The following is a 16,282-nucleotide window of genomic DNA, read 5'->3' as shown; positions in this document are numbered from 1 at the left end:
TGTCCAGGATTTCGGGGTGCCTCAATCCTGGCGCGCTGGCTCACTCACTCTCTGGCCGCCGTTGCTTGGCCGCTTCTGTGCAACTCGAAGCATACTTTGCCGGGCTCGTTGCAGGCCAGGCGCAATTCGTGGCCGCAACTCTCAGCCTGGCGCGCTGCGTGATAGAGGCCGATGCCCAGCCCGCTTTCCGACGCCAGCGGTGCGTGAAGCAGGTCGGCAAGGACGTCGTCCCGGATCGCGCTGCCGCTATCACAAACACTCAGCAGCGAGGCGTCGTCGGCAAGGGCGACGTGAACCCGCAATTCGCTTTCCGATTGGCGTTTGAGCAAGGCGTTGTGCAGCAGATTGTCGGCGACGCTGTCGAACAACGCGCTTGGCACGAGCACCTCGGGGTCGAAGTTTGCGGCGGCAAAGCTGACCGGCTGGCCCGCGTAGCGTTGTTGCTGGATCTTCCACCACATGGCCGCTGGCAGCGCATCGCCCGCCTCGCTCTGCGGCTTCTGCAGCTTGGCCAGTGTTTGCTGCAGGCGTTGCGTGATCTGCGGCAACTGCCGTTCGAGAAGCAGTTCGAGGCGCTTGCTGTCCTCGCCGTTGGCGGTCTGCGCCAGGTAGCAGAGGTTGTGCAGCGATTGCAGCAGGTTCTTGACGTCGTGGGTCAGGCGAGCGCCGGTTTCGTGGATCGCGCGCAGGTAGCTGACTTGCTGCAACTCACGCGCGCGCAGCTTGGCGATGTAGTGCTCGTTGGCCAGTTGTGCCAGCAGGTGGAAGTGCCAGACGAGTGCCGGGCTGAGTTTGTGACGGGTGTGCAGGGTCAGCTGTAGCGGCTGCCCGGAGAATTGATGGCAAAAGTGCTGCGCCTCACTGCCAAAAGTGCCGCTGCGAGTGCCGGCTGTCCAGGCGCCGCCTTCCACCCAGGGCAGATCGAGCATCTCCGCGAGTGCTTGCGAGAGAAACTTCTCGGGGTCGCTTTCACTGCTGGCCAGTGTTGTTAGGCGATGCAGCCAGTTCTCGAACGGCAGGCCGATGCTCAGCAGGTAACGCGAGAAGAAAACGTCGATGCCAGTGAAGCCGGGGCGCGTGTTCCACGTCCAGCCGATGAGCAGCAGCAACAGGGCAATCGCGGTCAAGGTGTTGAACACGGCCTCGAAATAGCCCGACTGGCGGAGCAGCATGAAGGCCAGGCTGCCGAGCACCAGAACGGCAATCAGTAGAAAGATGAACAGGCTGTAGAACAGGTCGACCATGCTGCCGCCTGGCCGGTCGCTATCTTTCAATAGCGGCAGCAGGGTCATGACCAAGAGGAACAGGGGCATCCCCCAGGCAAACTCGGGATCCAGGGAAGGCCCAACCAGAGTTGCATTCGCGACCACGCGTGGAACCAGCCAGAAGAGCAGCGCCGCGAGCAGGTAGGCAAAAGCGATCAGGTAGAAGATCCGCGTCGGCCGGTGGTCGATGAACATCACTCGTCCGCCGACCAGAGCGGCCAGGATCACCACCCAGACGATCAGCAGCCACCAGCCATAGAAGGCGATGCCGCAGCCGAGGAGCAGGGCAATCACCGCCAGAGCGCTGAAATCGAGCCGGCGCTCGGCGTAAATGAAGGGTTGCCAGAGAATGAACAGGCCAACATCTACCAGCCAGCAAAGCGTGCCGAAGGCGCGGTCGCCTTCGGCCAAAAGGGCCGCATGCAGCACGCCGAGCAAGGCGATCAGCAGCCAGCGCTGCCGCTGGCGCAGTATGCCGGCCAGGCGCTCGAGCGGCGTCATGAGCGGCTCCCGGCGCGTGCCATGAGCCGCTCATGACGCTCGTCTAACGTGTCGGGGCGGTCCTTCATCAGTCCGACTCCGGACACAAGTGTCGAGAAATCGACACTTCCGGCGGATTTTGCGGCCGTAGACGCCAATTCAGGCTGGCATGAAACATGCTTGTTGCTCCATATCACTTTTGATAAACACTGGAGAACGAGATGAACCAGCTGCAACAACGACAGGCGGGTTTTACCTTGGTAGAGATTGCCATTGTACTCGTCATCATAGGCCTGCTGCTCGGCGGGGTACTGAAGGGCCAGGAGCTGATCAACAGCGCCAAGGTGAAGAATATGATCGGCGATTTCCGCACCGTGTCGAGCCTGGTCTATGGTTACCAGGACCGCTTCAAGCTCTTTCCCGGCGACCAGACGCAGGCGCAACTTGATCTGGCTTTTGGCGTTGGCGTGGCCACTGCCTGCACGCCGGTTGCCACCGCAGGCCTCTGCGTCCCGAACAATGGCCGCGTGGACGGCGCGTGGAACGCTGGTGGCGCCGGTACCGGCGTCGCTACCGAGGAAACTTCGGTCTTCTGGCAACACGCCCGCTTGGCCAACCTGGCTACCGGCGCTACTTTGCTGGCCGACGTAAACTACCGTCCGCGCAATGCCGATGGCGGTTTCATCGGCATCGAGAGCGGTATTAACGCCCTTGGCGCAGCCGCACCGTTCATCGCCGGCATGCGCGGTTCGTTTTTCATCTGCTCGTCCGGCATCCTCGGGCGTTACGTCAGGCAGATCGACAGCACGATGGATGACGGCAACACCGCTGGCGGTTCGGTACAGGCGGTCGCCGATGGTGCTGCCCGTGGTGAGCTGGCAGTGATTACGGGGAACATTGTCGATGGCACGCAATATACGGTCTGCGCTTCCTACTGAGCGTTTCGGCCGCGCCCCGCGCGGGCCACGGTCAGGATGGATAGCAAGGGAAAGCCCGCCTCCGGCGGGCTTTTTTGCGCGCATTCTCGTGCATTCTCGTGTTTACCCCTTCAGCAAACGCTCCTCGGCAGCGCTCAAAGCGCGCGGGGTGCCGAGCAGCACGATTACATCGCCGCTGCCGAAGCAGATTTCCGGCGACGGTTCGAGGGCGCGGATTTTGCGTCGGCGGACGGCGGTCACTTCAACGCCGAGTTCCTGCAAGCTCAGCTCGCCAAGCGTTCGTCCGACGGCATACGCGCCTTCGCCGAGCAGAATCGAATGCAGGCGCTCTTCGTCGCTGTCGTGTGCCTCTTCTTCGAGATCGCTCTCGCCGTGGAAGAAGCCGCGCAGGGTCTTGTAGCGTCCGATTCGCGTCTGGCGAAAGTGTTCGCGGACTTGCGCATTGGGCACGCCCAGGTGGCGCAGGGCGTGCGCGGCGAGCACCATGCTCGTTTCCAGCGTTTCCGGGACGACCTCGGCGGCGCCGGCGTGCAGCAGCGCGTCGAGATCCTTTTCGTCGAGCGTGCGCACGATGATCGGCAGTTTTGGATTGATCTGGCGAGCGTGTTCCAGTACGCGCTCGGAAACCCGTGCATCGGAAAAGGAAATGATCAGCACGCTGGCGCGGCTGACGCCGGCCGCAATCAGCGTTTCGTGCCGGGCGGCGTCGCCGTAGATGACGTTTTCACCGGCCGCCGTTGCCTCCCGGATGCGCTCCGGGTCGAGGTCGAGCGCTAGATAGGTGACGTCCTCCTCTTCCATGAAGCGCGCCAGATACTGGCCGGTTCTTCCGTAGCCGCAGATCACCACGTGCTTTTCGGTGTTCATCGATTTCGCTGCCAGCTGCGTCATCTGCATCGAACGCATCAACCACTCGCTGGCCGCGAAGCGCAGCACGATCTGGTTGCTGTACTGGACGATCAGCGGTGCCAGGAGCATCGACAGGACCAGCGCGGCCAGCACCGCCTGCAGGATTATTGGCGGCAGTAGCTGCAGGTGGCGCATTTCCGAGAGCAGGACGAAGCCGAATTCACCGCCCGCACAAAGCCACAGTCCGGTGCGCATGGCGCCGCCGAAAGTCGAGCCGAACAGCCGCGAAAGACCGAGAACGAGGGCAAACTTGGTCACCAGCAAGGCGCCAAGCACGCCCAGTACTAGCGGTGCGTTGGTGAGCACCAGCGGGATGTCGAGCATCATGCCGATGGTCACGAAGAAGAGGCCCATCAGTACGTCGCGAAAAGGCTTGATGTCCTCTTCGACGTGATGCCGGTACTGAGTTTCCGAGATCAGGATGCCGGCCACAAAAGCGCCCAGCGCCAGCGAAAGCCCGGCCACTTCGGTCAGATAGGCGAGTCCCAGGGTAATCAGCAGCACATTGAGCATGAACAGTTCAGCGGACTTGCCGCGGGCGACGATGAAAAACCATTTGCTCATCAGCCGCTGGCCAAAAAACAGCACCAGCGACAGCACCACGACCGCCTTGAGCATGGCCAGGGCCATCATCGTTGCCATACGCTCGGGCGACTCGGAGAAGGAGGGAATGAGGATCAGCAGCGGCACCACGGCGATGTCCTGAAAGAGCAGGACGCCCATCACCTCCCGGCCATGCGCCTTGTCGAGTTCGAGACGCTCGGTGAGCAGTTTGGTGAGCACCGCCGTAGAGGACATGGCCAGCGCGCCACCGAGCGCGACGCCTTCCTGCCAGCTGAGCTTCAAGGCAGTGACGACGGCGGTGACCACGGCGATGGTCACCAGGACCTGCAGCAGGCCAAGACCGAAGACGATGCGCTTCATCGCGTACAGCTTGGGCAGCGAGAACTCTAGGCCGATCGAGAACATCAGGAAGACGACGCCGAACTCGGCCAGATGCTGCATGCCGCTGACGCCGCCGACCAGATCGAGCGCATGTGGGCCGATCACCGTGCCGACCAACAGATAGCCGAGCACCGGCGGCAGGTTGATGGAACGGAAAATGATCACCGAAACCACCGAAGCGCCGAGCAGCATCACAATTGTGGGTAGCGTATCCATCATCCGTTCCCTTTGTCTTCGCGGGCACTGTTTCGCCGGGCGTGTTGCTTGGCTCGCCGATGAGCGCGCCTAGGCCTTCTGTTATACTGGGCCGATGATAACCGCTGCGTTCCGATGAACCAAATCATGCCATCGTCGAAGGCGCTCGACCTCGCCCGACAGGTTCTGCGCATTGAAGCCGACGCCGTGATGGCCTTGGCTGAGCGCATTGATGGGGCCTTTGTGCAGGCGCTGGCACTGATTCTCAATTGTCACGGTCGGGTGATCGTCAGTGGCATGGGGAAATCCGGTCATGTTGGGCGCAAGATCGCTTCGACACTGTCAAGTACCGGCACCCCCGCATATTTTGTCCATCCTGCCGAAGCAAGTCACGGTGATCTCGGGATGATCACCCGCGACGATGTGCTGATCGCCATTTCGAACTCGGGTGAAAGTGCCGAACTGCTGATGATCGTGCCGATCATCAAACGCCTCGGTGCCAAGCTGATCAGCATGACTGGAAACACCCAGTCGTCGCTGGCCGTCGAGGCCGATGTGCACCTCGATGCGGCGGTCGCGCTGGAAGCCTGCCCGCTAAATCTGGCGCCGACCGCCAGCACCACTGCGGTCCTCGCCCTTGGCGACGCGCTGGCGGTGGCGTTGCTCGATGCGCGTGGCTTCGGGGCCGAAGATTTCGCTCGCTCACACCCGGGCGGCAGCCTCGGTCGTCGCTTGCTGACGCACGTTCGCGATGTCATGCGGGCCGGATCGGCGCTGCCCGAAGTCGTTCCCACGACCCGCGTGCCGGATGCTATTCTCGAGATGTCGCGTGGCGGCATCGGCATGACCGCGGTGCTCACTCCCGAACGCCGGGTGATCGGCATTGTCACTGACGGCGACTTGCGGCGCGCCTTTGCCAAGGGCCTCGATTTGCGATCGCTCGTGGTGGCCGATATCATGGGTCAGAAGCCGCGCGCTATCGGTCCGGACCACCTCGCGGTTGAAGCGGTTCAAATGATGGAGCAGTACAAAATCAATCAGCTGCCGGTCGTCGATGAAAGCGGCATTTTGCTTGGCGCGCTCAACATGCACGACCTCTTCAGGGCGAAGGTCATCTAATGGCTGTTGACAGCGCCGCGCTGCCGCCCTTGTTTTCATTTGGTCGGTCAGGGGAGTGCGGGCAATGAAGCAATGGAGCAGCGCAATGTTGCCGCTCAGTATTATGCTGATTCTCGCGGCGCTGACCTTCTGGCTACGCTACGTCACCGATTTCACCGAAAAACCGGGCGATGGCAAGCTTCGCCACGATCCTGACTTCATCGTCAATGGGGCGGCATTGCGCAAGATCGGCGCGTCGGGAAGCCTGGAGTACACGCTGATCGCCGACGAGATTCGTCATTATCCCGATGACGATACGACGCGCATGGATAGGCCCAAGCTTGTTTACCTGCATCCGACGAAACCGCCGGTGACCATCAGTGCGGTACACGGCGTGATGGGCCCGAAAGGTGAAAGGGTGGATCTCAGCGAGCAGGTCGAAGTGCACCGTGCGGGTAGCGACAAGAACCCGCCCTTGCTCGTCGAGACTGCCGAATTGACCGTGTTTACCAGTGAAGAAAAGGCGTCTACCAAAAGCCATGTGCTGATCACGCAGGGTAACTCATGGGTGCAGGGGGTCGGTATGCAGGTCGATAACAAGTTGCAGACGTATTTGCTGGAATCCCGGGTCCGCGGGGAATTAGAAAGCCATTCGGCCAAGAAAAAGAAACCACAGACATGAAAAAGACATTTCGCCTGGCCTGCACGAGCGTCCTCCTGGCGCTCTTGTCGATGTCCGCTCAGGCCGAGCGCGCGGACAGCGGGAAGCCGGTTTTGCTCGAAGCCGACCGCATGAGCATCGATGACCTCAACAAGGTACAGGTCCTCGAAGGCAACGTGATCCTCACCCAGGGTACCCTGCAGATTGTTACCGATCGCCTGGTCGTCATCCAGGATGCGGATGGTTTCCAGAAGGGTACGGCTTTCGGAGGGGCGGGCGGGCTTGCCCGCTTCAAGCAGAAGCGCGAGGGGAAGGACGATTACATGGAAGGCGAGGCCGAGCAGATCGACTACGACGCGCGCGCTGACAAAAGCGAACTCTTCAGGCGTGCCTGGGTAAAGAGTGGGCTCGACGAAGTCCGCGGCGCCTACATTTCCTATGACGCTCTTAATGAGAAATACCTTGTCACCACCGGCAGCGGTGCGACCAAGAGCGCCACTGGCGCCAGCCAGGCGCGGGTGCGAGCAATCATCCAGCCGCGTGGCAAGAACGCGAATCCTGAGGCGCAGAACGGCGCGCCGCTGACCCTTAGGCCTGCGCCAGCTGGCAAGTAGCGCGCCGAAAGCGCTCCCTGGCCGCACGCGCAGACGTTGGGCGGCGCAGCAGAAAAAGCCTTTTCCGGTTCCCGTGAAGTGCTACAAATACGACGGAAACCCATATAAACCAGATATGTACAGAATTTGCTGCGGCGCACAAAAAAACTCTTGACAAGTTTTGGCAAGCGTCTATAATTCTGCTCATGGTGCAGTGCAGCAAACGATCCGGGTGCCAAGAAGGGCGGGATCAATGAGTTTGACATTGCACGTGTTGTGCCCCCATTTTTTTAGGAGATTGACCATGTTTACCAAACCCGAGCAATTCGCCGCCGCCAACAAAGCTTCTGTTGATGCCATGCTGACCCTTGCCAATACTGCTCTGGCGAGCGCCGAGCGCATCGCTGCGCTGAACCTGAATACCGCTCGCTCGATGCTCGAAGACGGCGTTTCCAATGCCAAGGCAATGCTCGGTGCCAAGAATGCACAAGAGCTGTTCTCGGTGCAAGCTTCGCTGGCCCAGCCGAACCTCGAAAAGGCCGTGGCCTACACGCGCAGCGTCTACGAGATCTCCGCACAGTCAAAGGAAGAAGTCTCCAAGCTTCTCGAAGCGCAGTTTTCCGATTTCCAGAAGCAGGTCTTTACGCTGATGGAACAAGCCGCCAAGAGTTCACCGGTCGGTTCTGATGTTGCCCTTTCCGCCGTCAAGTCAGCCATCGCTTCGGCGACGTCGGCCTTCGACAGCATGAACAAAGCTGCCAAGCAGGTTGCTGACATCGCCGAAACCAACGTTGCCGCGGCGACCAACGCAACGGTCAAGGCGGTTGGCGCCACCGCCGCGGCTGCCAAGAAATAGGATTCTGGCTGCGTCTTGACTATCTACGGCGGGAGCAGAGACGCAGCGTGTCGCTGCGTTTCTGTACGCGCCTCATTACTGCCAAACACGGAGATATACACATGAACACCATCGATCTCGAAAAGCTGGCCGAAAGCCAGAAAGCCAACGCCCAAGTCATGATGACCCTGGTGCGCACGGCCTTCCACGGCATGGAGCAACTCTCTGCCCTCAACCTTGCCGCCAGCCGTGAGCTGTTCAACAACAGCGCCAGCGGTGCGCAGCAGTTGATGGACATCAAGGATCCTGCGCAATTGAAGAGCCTTGCCGGTTCAATGGCCCAGCCCAATGTCGACAAGCTTCTCGAGTACTCGCGCGGCCTCTACGATCTGTCCGCCAACATGCAGCGCGAAATCACGTCGGTGATGGAGCAGCAGTACAGCAGCATGGCCCAGAAAGCGGCCGGCCTGGTTGGCACGGGCGGCGTTCCCACGCCGATCGCCGGTGATGTCTTCGGTGCCGCCATGAAGCAGATGATGAACGCTTCGAGCACCGCTTTCGAAAACATCTCGCAGATGTCCAAGCAGATGACCGAAATCGTCGACACCAATGTCAAGGCCTTGAGCGCCGCCACGACCAAGGCCGCCTCAGCGCTGACCCCAAAGGCGTAGGTCAGTAGCCGCCCTTGGCGGCTGCACGGGGGACCCCGGCTATGGCCGGGGTTTTTTCGTCTACGGCCGCCGCGTTGCCTGTGCTGTTAATGTGAAAGTCGCGCAAGCGACTCACGAAACTCCCTTCTCCCCTCGCGGGAGAAGGGCCGGGGGAAGAGGGGGGACGGTCATGACTTTCAGCATCCGGGGTATCTCGACTGTTATGACCGTTAGTGCGGTCGCTGTCGTCAGCGGCGGCGCTCTATGGCCGCCACTGCCAGTCGATGCCGCGCCGCTCGACCTCCAGGCGGATACGACTCATCGCCTGATCGACCAGCGCGTGCTCGCCTTCGACGCCCAATTCGAGGTGCCGCCTTTGTCCGTCCGGCGATATTGACGGCAGGCTGAACAGCCGCAGCGTCGGGAAGTCGGCGACGATTTCTTCCATCAGATCGAGCAGCGCACTCTCATAGCTGTTGGCACCCGTCAGCAGGAATGCTTGCTCAACGCTCGCCAGGCAATCGAAAAGTTCGCTATAGAAGGTTTCGAGTGCCCATTCGACCATCGGATGCGCCATCTGCGGAAATCCGGGCACGAAGTAGTGATCGCGAATGCGAAAGCCCGGGATGCGATTGAACGGGTTCGGAATGATGTCCACGCCGCGCGGGAAAGTGCCCAGCAGCAGGCGAACATCGTTGGTCTGGTCGCCAAAACGGGCGCGGATTTCGCGTTCCGCATCGGGATGCAGAACCAGATCGACGCCGAGCGCTTCCGCCGCGGCCTGCCGCGTCCGATCGTCGGGCGTGTTGCCGATGCCGCCAAAGCTGAAAACCACGTCGCCAGCGGCCAGGCTGCGGCGCAGCGTGGCCGCGATACGTGCGCGCGTGTCGCCCAGGTATTCGACCCACGACAGGCGCAGCCCACGCGCGGCGAGCAACTCGGCGACCTTGGCAAAGTGCTGGTCGACGCGTTTGCCCGACAGGATCTCGTCGCCAATGATCAGCGCCCCGAAGCTCCTCATTTCACCTCCTCGATTTTTGGCTGCTCGTCGATCACCGCCACCAGCGCGCCTTGCCGCAAACCCCGCAGCGCTTCAAGACAGAAGTGCGAATAGGCGAGCGCTGCCAGCGTGGGTGTCAGCAGGCCGAGCAAGGGGATGTGCGCCAGCAGGGCCAGAGTGACGCCGAGCACCAGTAAGGGGATGCCGTGCTCACGCCTGAGCACACGCCATTCCTGGTCGGTGGCGTGTACGGTGAGCGCATCGAAGGCAAAAGTGCGCCGTGTCAGCCAGGCCATCCACAGGATCGGCAGCACCAGCCCCAGCCCGGGCACCAGCCATAGCGGCAGGGTCAGCAGCATGCCGACAATGTACAGCAGCAGCGCAGCGACACTGTTCCAGGCCCCCGCGACGACGCTGTCCTTGCCGACTCGTGCCAGTTCGGGGTAGTCGGCCAGGGCGACATGATTGAGCAGCAGTGGCATCACGAAAATCGCCGCCAGCAGCATGGCGGTGACGAAGGCCGCCGCGAGAATCAGCAGCCAGCCGCCGAGCACGGCCCCGAGCTTGGCCAGCCATACCGCTCCCCAGCCAGCCAGCCAGGTCATCGGCGGCTGCTCGAGGAGGGTCGCAATCAGGCTTTCCAGCGCGAACACCATCAGCGCGATCCAGATCACCAGCGCCACCGCCGCCGGCCCGAAGAACAACAGCCAGACGCGTCCACGCCCAAGCGTGCGCAGGCTGCGTCCCAGCGCAAGAACAATTTCAGTCACTTAGTCACCCTCCATCTATTACGATCTGATGATCGTTTGGCGATCACTGGATACCCTCCCACATCTTCTGCAGCCGCTTGCTCGACACCGGCACCGGTGTGCGTAGTGCCTGCGCAAAGAGGTGCACACGCAATTCTTCAAGCAACCAGCGGAACTGTTCGACCTGCGCGTCGCTGACCCCCTGCTTGGCCAGCACGGTTGCGCGTCGTTGATAGGCGGTCGCTAGCGGCAGGTACTCCTCGGCCAGCAGTCGGGCGTCGCGAGCCGCGCCATGGGCGCCGCCGGTCTTCAGCTTGTCCAGGCGCACGGCGATGGCGTTCAGATAGCGCGGATATTGTTGCAGACGTTCGAAAGGCGTGTCGACCACGAAGCGCTTGCCGATCAGCCGCGCCAGTTGCCCCTCGATGTCATGGACGGTGCTGCCGTAGGCCTTGAACGCCGGCAGCTTCTTGTGCAGCGCCAGCCAGTCGCCGAGAATCTGGCCGACCAAACGGCATATCTCCTGCGCCAGCAAGCCTAGCCGCGGCTTGGCTTCCACACAGCGGGCGTTGAAACTCGCCGCGTCGGTCGGCCAGGGCTCTTTCAGACAGGCGCGCGTGAAAGTCAGCTCCAGCAACTGTCGTCGCAGTTCGTCGAGGGTGCCCAGTGCCATGAACTGCATCGCCATCTGGGTCAGCCCCGGCAGGTTTTTCTCCAGATGTTTGATCTGCTCGCGAAACTGCAGCATGAACAGTCGCAGCAGCCCCCGCGAATGCGCCTGCAGCGCCTCCTCGGGCGAATCGAAGACGCACACCGAGACGCTGTCGCCGTCGTCGGTCAGTCCCGGGTAGCCAAAAACCGTCTGGCCACCGCCGACCTCGACTTCAATCAGCTCGGCCAACTCGCCGAAACTCCAGTCGGTCATTCCCGAAAACTCGGCGGGTGTCTCGTGCAGCTCGGCGAACTCCTGCTTCGCTTCGCGTCCCCATTCGCTGCGCAGTTCGCTCAAGCTGCGGCTCAGGCCGAGCTGGCGGCCGTTTTCGTCGACCAGGCGAAAGTTGAAGCTTAGATGTGCCGGCACCGCGTCGGGGCGAAACGCGTCGGGAGTGACGTCCCAGCCGCGCGCGTTCAGCCCGCGTGTTTGCAGGATGAAGTGCACCAGTGCGCTGACCAATGGCTTGTCCGTCGGCGGCAGCTGCTCGACGAACTCGCTGGCGAAGTCAGGCACTGGCACCAGCTTGGCGCGAATCCGTTGCGGCAGCGTTTTTACCAGCTGCTGCACCTTCTCCTTGAGCAGCCCCGGCACCAGCCATTCGCAGCGTGCGGCGGGGATCTGGTTCAGCTGCGCCAGCGGCAGGGTCAGAGTCACGCCGTCGCGAGCGCTGCCGGGTTCGAAGTGGTAGGCCAGCGGGTAGTCGACGCCACCCAGTTGCAGTTGATGCGGAAAAGCCTCGCTGGTGATGCCGGCGGCTTCGTGGCGCATCAAGTCCTCTCGCACCAGGTGCAGCAAGCGCGGTTGCTCGCGCTCGGCGGCGCGCCGCCACTTGTCGAAGCTGGCGCCGCAGTAGATTCCCTCGGGGATGATCTGGTCGTAGAAGGCGAAAATCAGTTCGTCGTCGACCAGTACGTCGGGTCGGCGCGACTTGTGCTCCAGGGTCTCGATGTCGAGCACCAGTTGCTGATTGTTATGGAAAAAATCCCAGCGCCGAGCGAATTCTTCACTGACCTCGCCGGCAACCAGGGCGTCGCGGATGAACAGTTCGCGTGCTGCCGGTGGGTTGAGCGGCCCGAAGTTCACCCGTCGGCGTGGATCGACGACGATGCCGTACAGCGTGATGCGCTCGAAAGCGACCGCCTGCATCGCTTTCTTCTCCCAGTGCGGGTCGAAATGACTGCGCTTGAGAAGATGCGCACCGACCACTTCCAGCCACTCCGGCTCGATGCGAGCGACGCAGCGGGCGAACAAGCGCGTGGTTTCGCTGATCTCGGCGGCGACAATCCACTTGCCGGCCTTCTTCTGCAGGGCCGAGCCGGGATGGATCAGCATTTTGATGCCGCGTGGACCAAGGTAATGCGCCGAATCTTCCGCTTTGCAGCCGATGTTGCCGAGCAGGCCGGCGAGCAGCGCGCGGTGGACGGCGTCGTAGGTCGCCGGAACCTGGTTCACCCGCCATTTCTGTTCGGCCGCCAGGGCCTGTAGTTGGCCGTGGATGTCGCGCCATTCGCGCATGCGCAGCGCCGAGAGGAAGTGCTCGTGGCAGGTCTGCACTAGCTTGCGCTGCGACTTGCGATGTTCGACTTCGATCTGGTACCAGTCCCACAGCTTAAGCCAGCCGAGGAATTCGGATTTCGGGTCAGCAAACTTGCGGTGTGCGATGTCGGCGCTGCCCTGTTTGTCCTGCGGTCGCTCGCGCGGATCATGTACGCTCAGCGCGGCGGCAATGATCAGGACTTCGCGCAGGCAGCCTTCGTCGCGGGCGGCAACGATCATTCGCCCGACGCGCGGGTCGAGCGGCATCGTCGCCAGTTCCTGGCCGGTTGGTGTCAGCGCATTTTCGCTGGTCACCGCGCCGAGTTCGAGCAACAGCTGATAGCCGTCGCCGATGGCCTTGCGCGGGGGCGCCTCGAGGAAGGGGAAGTCCTCGATGTCGCCTAGACGCAGCGCCTTCATGCGCAGGATCACCCCGGCCAGCGACGAACGGAGAATCTCCGGTTCCGAATACGCCGGGCGGAGCGCAAAATCCTGCTCTTCGTAGAGGCGGATGCACACTCCGGCCGCGACCCGCCCACAGCGCCCGGCGCGTTGATTGGCCGAGGCCTGCGAGATTTTCTCGATCTGCAGTTGCTCGACCTTGTTGCGGTAGGAATAGCGCTTGATGCGCGCCAGGCCGCTATCGACGACGTAGCGGATTCCCGGCACGGTCAAGGAGGTTTCGGCAACATTGGTCGCCAGTACGATGCGTCGGCCAAGGTGCGGCCTGAAAATCCGTCCCTGCTCTTCGCTCGACAGGCGGGCAAAGAGCGGCAGAATTTCGGTATGCGGCGGGTGATGCTTGCGCAGCGCCTCGGCGGCCTCGCGGATCTCGCGTTCGCCGGGCAGAAAGACCAGCACATCGCCCGGTCCGGCACGATCGAGCTCGTCACAGGCGTCGACGATCGCGTCGCAGAGATCGCGCTGGTCGTCACCGCGCTCGCTGCGCCCACCACTGTCGCCGCCAGCGCTGCCCGTTTCGCCGTCCTCGTCTTTCTGCATCGGTCGATAGCGCAACTCCACCGGATGCAGTCGGCCCGAGACCTCGATGACCGGTGCGTCGTCGAAGTGCTGGGAAAAACGCTGGGCATCGATCGTCGCCGAAGTGATGATCAGCTTCAGATCGCGGCGTTTGGGCAACAGCTGTTTAAGGTAGCCGAGCAAAAAGTCGATGTTCAGGCTGCGCTCGTGCGCCTCGTCGATGATCAGCGTGTCGTACTGCTCGAGCCCGGTGTCGCCCTGCGTCTCGGCGAGCAGGATGCCGTCGGTCATCAGCTTGATAAAGGCATCGGGTGTGGTGCGGTCGCTGAAGCGGATCTTGTAGCCGACCAGTCGCCCGACTTCGCTCTGCAATTCCTGCGCGATACGCACCGCGGTCGACCGCGCGGCGATCCGGCGTGGTTGCGTGTGACCGATCAGGCCGGTGGTGCCGCGACCGATTTCCAGGCAGATCTTGGGGATCTGCGTTGTCTTGCCCGAGCCGGTTTCGCCGCAGACGATGAGTACCTGATGCTTGGCAATCAGCGCCGCAATCTCGGCACGCCGCCGATTGACCGGCAGATCGTCGGCAAAGACCGGCGTCGGCAGGCGCGCCCGCCGCGCGGCCACGGCGGCGCGGGACCTCTCTATCAGGTTGTCGAGCTCGGCCTGCAGCGCGTCGCGCTTGGCGCCGAAGCCGTGCCGCAAAGCGCGCGTCAGTGCGCGCAGCTGACGCTGGTCGAGTGCCAGGCAGTCGGCGAAAGGATTCTGCGGAGGGCGTGCGGTACGGGCGCTGGTAGGGGTCATCGGTCAGGAAAAGCGGGGTGCTGGCAGGGGCTGTCGGAGTGCTTCGAGCACAGCGCACCAGTGCGCACAGAACAGCATAGAAATTGTGCGCCGCCGCGGCGCCCTATAAGGGGCGCCATTTTACCCCAGAGCGTCGAGCGGACTGTGTACTACTGCACTGCGGCATGGCCCTGGTGCACGCCGCCGTTGAGCGGTCGCGTGCCGCGGAAGAATTCGAGACCCCGAAGCGTGCCGTTTCGCAGTATGGTTGCGGCTGAATTTTCCAACGGGAGAACGTCGATGTCACGGCAAGGCACGACGCCAATCAACGGCGTGCTCAGGGAGCTGAAAATCTTCGACCGACGGCCGAACGATTGCCAGGAAGCGGCATGAAATCCGACTTTGCGATGGTGCTTTCATGCCTGCTGTTCGCTGCCTCAGCGCTTGCTGCGCCTGCTCCCTGGTACCTCTGGCGCAGCCAGCTTGATGGTCAGGTATTCTGCGCCCAGACGCCGCTAGGCGCCGCTTGGCAGCGGGTCGGCGGGCCGTACCGGGATGCGCGCTGCGAGAACGCGGGTGTGCCCGGCAAATAGTCGTTGGCCGCATCTTTCCTGCGAACTTTCCTTGACCGGAGTGAGTCGGATGACGGGGCGCAAGCCGCGATTCGGCGGTCGCGATTCACGATCAACCTAACGGTCAAGACAGTCGAGATACCCCGGATGATGAAAGTCATGACCGTTTTCCCTCTTCCCCGGCCCTTCTCCCGCAGGGGGAGAAGGGAGTTTCGTGAGTCGCATGCGCGACTTTCACATTAAGGATTGGATTTTGAGCATGGGTAAGAAGAAGAGCGGCCTGGTCTTTGCATACATTCTCGACGGTGGGGCCGGCAAGGCGATGAACTGGGATCGGATCAGCAGCTGGGAACCGGGCCAGGGAATCCTGTGGTTGCATCTCGATTACGCCGACGAAGGAGCCAGGCAATGGTTGCTCGAAGAGAGTGGACTCGATGAAGTGGCGTGCGCCGCCTTGATGGCCGAAGAAACCCGCCCGCGGGTCTTGTCATCCGGCACGTCCCTGCTCCTCATCCTGCGTGGCGTCAACTTCAATCCCGGTGCCGATCTCGAAGACATGGTCGCCATCCGCATGTGGTTCGAGGAGCACCGCATCATCAGCATGCGGCATCGGCGGGTGATGGCCATGGACGACATCGACAAGAGTATCCAGGCCGGCAAGGGGCCGGATTCGATCAGTGATTTTCTGGTCATGGCCGCGAGCAAGCTGACCGATCGGATGGCCGATGTGATCAGTGACATCGATGACAGTGTTGACGAGTTGGAGGACACGGTACTGACCGAGGAAAGTCACGAGCTGCGCCCCAAACTTGCCCATCTGCGCCGACAAACGATCAGCATGCGACGCTATATATCGCCGCAGCGCGATGTGCTGGCACGCCTGCAGAACGAACGCGTGCCCTGGCTGAACGAAGTCGATCGGGTGCGAATCCGCGAACTCGCCGAACGCACGGCCAGGTTCGTCGATGATCTGGACTCGGCGCGCGATCGTGCCGCGATTACCCAGGAAGAACTCAACAACGCCCTCTCCGAGAAGATGAACAAAACCATGTACGTGCTGTCGATCGTCGCCGCGATCTTTCTCCCTTTGGGTCTCTTTACAGGTCTTCTGGGAATCAACGTCGGCGGCATTCCGGGAACCGAAAATAGCTCCGCATTTGCCCTGGTCAGCGTCATGCTGTTTGTCTTTGCCTTTGCTCAGTACATTCTCTTCAAGAAGATGAAATGGATTTGATCGGCAGGGGAGCGGCCACGGGTGGGCGACGCGGTGCTTGAAGGTGGCTGCTATTGCGCCATTGAAAGAATATTCGGCTAAAATGCGCAGCATCGGTTCCCGGCTTGCCGCCATGTCACTCCACGCTGCGCGCCAAGCTGCTG

General features: G+C 62.0%; 13 protein-coding genes. 8 read left to right on the top strand and 5 right to left on the bottom strand.

Annotated features, from left to right (window positions below; genetic code table 11):
* Positions 1-44 precede the first annotated feature (44 nt).
* Positions 45-1,766 (bottom strand): ATP-binding protein, encoded by a 1,722-nt coding sequence (locus QZ648_RS12850; protein WP_291997309.1) that lies wholly within the window; start codon positions 1,764-1,766, stop codon positions 45-47.
* A 200-nt stretch (positions 1,767-1,966) separates the two neighbouring features.
* Here QZ648_RS12850 and QZ648_RS12845 point away from each other — a divergent pair, with 200 nt between their 5' ends.
* Positions 1,967-2,683, top strand: a complete 717-nt coding sequence (locus tag QZ648_RS12845; protein WP_291997308.1) for a prepilin-type N-terminal cleavage/methylation domain-containing protein — start codon at positions 1,967-1,969, stop codon at positions 2,681-2,683.
* 102 nt (positions 2,684-2,785) lie between these two features.
* Here the strand turns inward: QZ648_RS12845 and QZ648_RS12840 are convergent, their stop codons facing one another.
* Entirely contained in the window at positions 2,786-4,756 is a 1,971-nt protein-coding gene (locus QZ648_RS12840) for a monovalent cation:proton antiporter family protein (protein ID WP_169067050.1), read from the bottom strand.
* A 111-nt stretch (positions 4,757-4,867) separates the two neighbouring features.
* Here QZ648_RS12840 and QZ648_RS12835 point away from each other — a divergent pair, with 111 nt between their 5' ends.
* The 5 genes from QZ648_RS12835 (at position 4,868) to QZ648_RS12815 (ending at position 8,590) form a co-directional block, all read left to right on the top strand.
* Entirely contained in the window at positions 4,868-5,851 is a 984-nt protein-coding gene (locus tag QZ648_RS12835; protein WP_169067049.1) for a KpsF/GutQ family sugar-phosphate isomerase, read from the top strand.
* Between the two features lie 64 nt (positions 5,852-5,915).
* The gene (gene lptC / locus QZ648_RS12830) at positions 5,916-6,512 is read left to right on the top strand and encodes an LPS export ABC transporter periplasmic protein LptC (RefSeq protein WP_169067048.1); all 597 of its coding nucleotides are present in this window, start codon (positions 5,916-5,918) and stop codon (positions 6,510-6,512) included.
* Positions 6,509-7,105 (top strand): lipopolysaccharide transport periplasmic protein LptA, encoded by a 597-nt coding sequence (gene lptA / locus QZ648_RS12825; RefSeq protein WP_291997307.1) that lies wholly within the window; start codon positions 6,509-6,511, stop codon positions 7,103-7,105. The genes lptC and lptA overlap by 4 nt, the downstream gene beginning before the upstream one ends.
* A gap of 283 nt (positions 7,106-7,388) precedes the next feature.
* Complete coding sequence (locus QZ648_RS12820; RefSeq protein ID WP_211203755.1) at positions 7,389-7,940, top strand: phasin family protein; 552 nt, start codon at positions 7,389-7,391, stop codon at positions 7,938-7,940.
* Between the two features lie 101 nt (positions 7,941-8,041).
* Positions 8,042-8,590 carry a phasin family protein gene (locus tag QZ648_RS12815; RefSeq protein WP_169067046.1) on the top strand — a complete coding sequence of 183 codons (549 nt, stop codon included), beginning with the start codon at positions 8,042-8,044 and terminating at the stop codon, positions 8,588-8,590.
* Positions 8,591-8,831: 241 nt separating this feature from the next.
* On the opposite strand, the gene QZ648_RS12810 is transcribed toward QZ648_RS12815, so the two are convergent.
* From QZ648_RS12810 to hrpA, 3 genes are read right to left on the bottom strand one after another with little or no spacing between them, the layout of a single operon-like run.
* The gene (locus QZ648_RS12810) at positions 8,832-9,590 is read right to left on the bottom strand and encodes a molybdopterin-binding protein (RefSeq protein ID WP_169067045.1); all 759 of its coding nucleotides are present in this window, start codon (positions 9,588-9,590) and stop codon (positions 8,832-8,834) included.
* On the bottom strand, positions 9,587-10,339 hold the full coding sequence (locus QZ648_RS12805) for an EI24 domain-containing protein (protein ID WP_291997306.1): 753 nt from the start codon (positions 10,337-10,339) through the stop codon (positions 9,587-9,589). Before QZ648_RS12805 ends, QZ648_RS12810 begins: the two co-directional genes overlap by 4 nt.
* A gap of 43 nt (positions 10,340-10,382) precedes the next feature.
* The gene (gene hrpA / locus QZ648_RS12800; RefSeq protein ID WP_291997305.1) at positions 10,383-14,354 is read right to left on the bottom strand and encodes an ATP-dependent RNA helicase HrpA; all 3,972 of its coding nucleotides are present in this window, start codon (positions 14,352-14,354) and stop codon (positions 10,383-10,385) included.
* 368 nt (positions 14,355-14,722) lie between these two features.
* Here hrpA and QZ648_RS12795 point away from each other — a divergent pair, with 368 nt between their 5' ends.
* The gene (locus QZ648_RS12795) at positions 14,723-14,926 is read left to right on the top strand and encodes a hypothetical protein (RefSeq protein ID WP_169067042.1); all 204 of its coding nucleotides are present in this window, start codon (positions 14,723-14,725) and stop codon (positions 14,924-14,926) included.
* A gap of 238 nt (positions 14,927-15,164) precedes the next feature.
* The gene (locus tag QZ648_RS12790) at positions 15,165-16,139 is read left to right on the top strand and encodes a zinc transporter ZntB (protein ID WP_291997030.1); all 975 of its coding nucleotides are present in this window, start codon (positions 15,165-15,167) and stop codon (positions 16,137-16,139) included.
* Positions 16,140-16,282: the final 143 nt, after the last annotated feature.

The sequence above is a fragment of the Candidatus Accumulibacter sp. ACC012 genome (assembly GCF_907163155.1).
GTDB classification, from domain to species: Bacteria; Pseudomonadota; Gammaproteobacteria; order Burkholderiales; family Rhodocyclaceae; genus Accumulibacter; species Accumulibacter delftensis.
The sequence above is the reverse complement of the archived record's forward strand: the minus strand, read 5'-3'. Positions and strand labels throughout refer to the sequence as shown.

Bases quoted from the DNA above. Each gene is read 5' to 3' on its own strand.
- QZ648_RS12850 (WP_291997309.1), bottom strand. From the start codon at position 1,766: ATGACGCCGCTCGAGCGCCTGGCCGGCATACTGCGCCAGCGGCAGCGC.
- QZ648_RS12815 (WP_169067046.1), top strand. From the start codon at position 8,042: ATGAACACCATCGATCTCGAAAAGCTGGCCGAAAGCCAGAAAGCCAAC.
- QZ648_RS12840 (WP_169067050.1), bottom strand. From the start codon at position 4,756: ATGATGGATACGCTACCCACAATTGTGATGCTGCTCGGCGCTTCGGTG.
- lptA (WP_291997307.1), top strand. From the start codon at position 6,509: ATGAAAAAGACATTTCGCCTGGCCTGCACGAGCGTCCTCCTGGCGCTC.
- QZ648_RS12810 (WP_169067045.1), bottom strand. From the start codon at position 9,590: ATGAGGAGCTTCGGGGCGCTGATCATTGGCGACGAGATCCTGTCGGGC.
- QZ648_RS12845 (WP_291997308.1), top strand. From the start codon at position 1,967: ATGAACCAGCTGCAACAACGACAGGCGGGTTTTACCTTGGTAGAGATT.
- QZ648_RS12835 (WP_169067049.1), top strand. From the start codon at position 4,868: ATGAACCAAATCATGCCATCGTCGAAGGCGCTCGACCTCGCCCGACAG.
- lptC (WP_169067048.1), top strand. From the start codon at position 5,916: ATGAAGCAATGGAGCAGCGCAATGTTGCCGCTCAGTATTATGCTGATT.
- QZ648_RS12795 (WP_169067042.1), top strand. From the start codon at position 14,723: ATGAAATCCGACTTTGCGATGGTGCTTTCATGCCTGCTGTTCGCTGCC.
- hrpA (WP_291997305.1), bottom strand. From the start codon at position 14,354: ATGACCCCTACCAGCGCCCGTACCGCACGCCCTCCGCAGAATCCTTTC.
- QZ648_RS12790 (WP_291997030.1), top strand. From the start codon at position 15,165: ATGGGTAAGAAGAAGAGCGGCCTGGTCTTTGCATACATTCTCGACGGT.
- QZ648_RS12820 (WP_211203755.1), top strand. From the start codon at position 7,389: ATGTTTACCAAACCCGAGCAATTCGCCGCCGCCAACAAAGCTTCTGTT.